This window comes from Streptomyces sp. NPDC057486 (genome assembly GCF_042802415.1).
GTDB lineage: Bacteria > Actinomycetota > Actinomycetes > Streptomycetales > Streptomycetaceae > Streptomyces > Streptomyces yanii.
Genome location: NZ_JBHVEE010000284.1, coordinates 1 through 3,290, shown reverse-complemented (window position 1 = coordinate 3,290; position 3,290 = coordinate 1). Strand labels below are relative to the sequence as shown.

Sequence of the window (3,290 nt, the reverse complement as noted above, 5' to 3'; positions counted from 1 at the left end):
ACCCGTGCGTGAGCGCACTGCCGACGACCAGCATCAAGATCAAGACGCTACGGAGGGTGACTCATGCTCGAGTTACCCATTGCGTTGGGGGCGTGGCCTCTCCGTTGCTGGCCAACATCTATCTCTCCGTACTGGACCGCCACTTCGCTGGCATCTGGGAACGGGAGATGAGCCCGCCCTGGCGTCGCCAGCAGCGACGACGACGTGGACAGCCGAACTACCGTCTGATTCGTTACGCGGATGACTTCGTCGTGCTCGTGCACGGTGAACGGTCGGACGCGGAGGCGATCCGGACGGAGACCGCGCAGATGCTGGCCGAGCGGCTGAAGATGACCCTCTCGGTAGAGAAGACCCACATCACCCACATCGACGACGGTTTCGTGTTCCTGGACTTTCGCATCCAGCGGTGGCAGCGGGGAGACGGGCGCCGTGTGGTGTTGACCATTCCGTCCAAGGACGCCCTGGCCAGGGTGATGCACAAGATCAAGGAGGCCACGGGGGCAAGCACGACCTCACTCCGGATCGGGCAGGTGCTGCGGATGATCAACCCGGTCCTACGGGGCTGGGCTGCCTACTTCCGCTACGGCGCTTCCAAGAAGACCTTCTCCTACCTGGGCTGGTACGCCTGGTGGAGGATGATCTACTGGATCCGTCGCAAGCACCCGCACATGACCTGAAAGCAGACCCGGCGCCGCTTCTACGGGGCTGACCGGATCTGTGAGGACGGCCTGGTCCTCTACAACCCGGCGAAGACGCGAGTCGAGCGTTACCGCTTCCGCGGCGCGCAGATCTCGACGCCGTACAACATCGACGAGGTCGACCCGGCGGGAGCACGCTTCCGACAGATCGACCACGACGACGTGGCATTCGTCGGGCAGGTCTCGGAACTCGTCAACTGACCCATCGGATCACGTGGAGAGCCCGTTGCGGGGATGACCCGCACGGCGGGTTCGGCGGGCGGGGACGGGGAGACCTACGGCCGGAAGGCCGCAAGGCGTCCCATCCCCGACCCAACAGATCCAGGCACTGGACCGGTCGGCGCCGGTGCTGCCGATGATGCCGGGCATGCCCGAGCGCCGCACCCACAACTACCTGCGCGGCGGCGTGACGACCCTGTTCGCGGCCCTGAACACGGCCACCGGCGAGGTCATCAGCTCGCTCCACCGCCGGCACCGCGCGGTGGAGTTCAAGAAGTTCCTGGCCAAGCTGGACAAGGAAGTTCCTGCACACCTCGACGTCCACCTCATCTGCGATAACTACGCTACCCATAAAACCCCCGCGATCCAGAAGTGGCTGCTGGCCCATCCGCGGTTCCACATGCACTTCACGCCGACCAGCGCCTCATGGCTCAACCAGGTCGAGCGCTGGTTCGGTCTGCTGACGGACAAGCAGATATGGCGTGGCGTCCACAAGAATGTCCAAGTCCTGGAGAAAGACATCCGAACCTGGGTCGCCACCTGGAACGACGACCCCAGACCCTTCGTCTGGACAAAGACCGCCGACGAGATCTTCTAACGCCCGCCGGATATCTGAACCGAATCAAAGACTCATGACACTACTGAACTTGAACTCGTGATGTCGGCTGTGTCGCGGAGCCCGCTGGGGGCTGGTCGTTGGGGATCAAGAGCGTGTCTGCAACCAGTGACGCGCGGCGGCCAGTGTCACTTCGATGTCGTCGCTCCATGAGCAGACTTCCAGCCAGGACAGGTAGCCGCCCTGGGTGAAGACCAGGACCTCACCGGGACACTCGCCGGCTTCGGTGAGGAGCTGCGCTTCGCCCGCTACTACCGTGCCGGGGCCGGTGGGCGCAGGTTCCACCTTGCTGGTGTCGAGCTCGAAGTAGGCGGTGCCACACCCGCATGTGCAGCGCGCTCGCAGGCTGAGGTGCGGAACCTGTCTTTGGAGCGCGATATGAACCGGGGTGTCCCCGTTCAGGACTGCCGCAAGCACGTCGGCTACGTCGACAGGCAGGCTCTCATTCATCGCGTCACCGTATCTGACCAGCAACTTTTAGACTTCGACCACGCAGGCTCCATCGCCGATCGGCCAGCCAGCGTATTCACACTTCCAGCACCAGGCCGGTGCCAGCGAGGCAGCCATTGATGACCTCCGGTCGATACTGCAGCATCTTGAGCTTGCGCTTCACGGCACGGGTGATCTGGCTGAGGTCGGCTGCGGCGAGGTTGCCGATATCGCGCTTGATCAGCGACCAGATGCCTTCTTGCGGGTTCAGGTCGGGCGCGTAGGTGGGCAGCTGGAAGACCGTGAGCCAGTTCGAGTTCGCTTCGATGAACGCCCGTAAGGACTTGGTCAGGTGCAGGCGGACGTTGTCCCAGACCAGGACGATCGGGCCGCCGAGCTGGATGCGGGCGCGGATCAGCAGGTCGCGGAAGTCGCGCCAGCCGAAGCCCTTGGGCTGGTCCTTGCGTCCGGTGTACTCGCGGACGGAGTAGAAGAGCCGGGACCGCTCGCCTGGCTTATAGCAGGTCATGCCTGCCATCGATACCCGGCCCGAGCCCCGCCCGCGCACGCGGACCACCGGGGTGCAGCCCCGGCGGCCCCAGGACCTGGCTCGCGGCGGCATCAGCGACTGACCGGCCTCGTCCTCGAAGACGATCCATCCGCCGCAGACCGCCGCGATGCTCTTACCCGCGGCCAGACCTCCTTCTTCCACAGGTCCACCGCATCGTCATCACGCTCGATCGCGCGGCGGGCCGGTTGCTGCCACGACCAGCCATGCCGCTTCAGCAACCGCCATGTCCCCTCGACTGTGTAGCTCACATGGAACAGCCGGCCGATCAGCGTCCTCACCCGGGCCAGGGTCCACCGCTGATCAACCCAGCCGTGGACCAGGGGGCCGCGCTCCAACTCCCGCTCCAGCTTGGCGACCTGCTTTTCACTGAGCCTCGGCCGCCCGGGTGAGCCCTTCGACAGGACTCCAGCCTCGCCACGCTCGCGCCACTGGCGGCGCCACCGTTCCACCGACCGCTCGCTGACTCGCAGCGCGGCAGCTATCTCCCGGTTCTTCTCCCCGCGCTCGAAGCGTTCAACGGCCTGAAGCCGGATCCGCTCCCGCGCGGCCCTTCCAGCGTCGGTCAACCCGCCGCCCTGCGCGTATCTCACGGTCCAGAGCTACCCGAGCTGAGCGACCACCGTCAGGCGAACGGCGCCGACATCACCCAATCAAGTTCAGTAGCTAGGGCGCGTATCGAGTCGTGATCAACGGGTGGTCCGGATGAGGTCTTTGACCCAGATCATCGATGCGCGCAGGTGAAGGCCGGCGAGGTAGC

General features: G+C 65.1%; 4 protein-coding genes and 1 pseudogene. 2 read left to right on the top strand and 3 right to left on the bottom strand.

All coding sequences use genetic code 11. The annotated features are described in order from the left end of the window. Positions 1 to 92: 92 nt before the first annotated feature. Positions 93 to 677, top strand: coding sequence for a group II intron maturase-specific domain-containing protein (locus ACFU6I_RS48225; protein WP_384380844.1), 585 nt, complete (start codon positions 93 to 95; stop codon positions 675 to 677). Positions 678 to 1,014: 337 nt separating this feature from the next. Then, positions 1,015 to 1,515, top strand: a pseudogene (locus ACFU6I_RS48220) (IS630 family transposase); the annotation flags it as partial. Positions 1,516 to 1,620: 105 nt separating this feature from the next. Here ACFU6I_RS48220 and ACFU6I_RS48215 read toward each other — a convergent pair. The 3 genes from ACFU6I_RS48215 to ACFU6I_RS48205 all read right to left on the bottom strand — a co-directional run bounded on the left by ACFU6I_RS48215 (position 1,621) and on the right by ACFU6I_RS48205 (position 3,123). Further along, the gene (locus ACFU6I_RS48215) at positions 1,621 to 1,983 is read right to left on the bottom strand and encodes a hypothetical protein (protein ID WP_384380841.1); all 363 of its coding nucleotides are present in this window, start codon (positions 1,981 to 1,983) and stop codon (positions 1,621 to 1,623) included. A gap of 76 nt (positions 1,984 to 2,059) precedes the next feature. Further along, on the bottom strand, positions 2,060 to 2,584 hold the full coding sequence (locus ACFU6I_RS48210; protein WP_384380847.1) for a transposase: 525 nt from the start codon (positions 2,582 to 2,584) through the stop codon (positions 2,060 to 2,062). Beyond that, entirely contained in the window at positions 2,584 to 3,123 is a 540-nt protein-coding gene (locus ACFU6I_RS48205; RefSeq protein ID WP_384380838.1) for a winged helix-turn-helix domain-containing protein, read from the bottom strand. The genes ACFU6I_RS48210 and ACFU6I_RS48205 overlap by 1 nt, the downstream gene beginning before the upstream one ends. Between the last annotated feature and the right edge of the window lie 167 nt (positions 3,124 to 3,290).

Bases quoted from the DNA above. Each gene is read 5' to 3' on its own strand.
- ACFU6I_RS48215 (WP_384380841.1), bottom strand. From the start codon at position 1,983: ATGAATGAGAGCCTGCCTGTCGACGTAGCCGACGTGCTTGCGGCAGTC.
- ACFU6I_RS48210 (WP_384380847.1), bottom strand. From the start codon at position 2,584: ATGCCGCCGCGAGCCAGGTCCTGGGGCCGCCGGGGCTGCACCCCGGTG.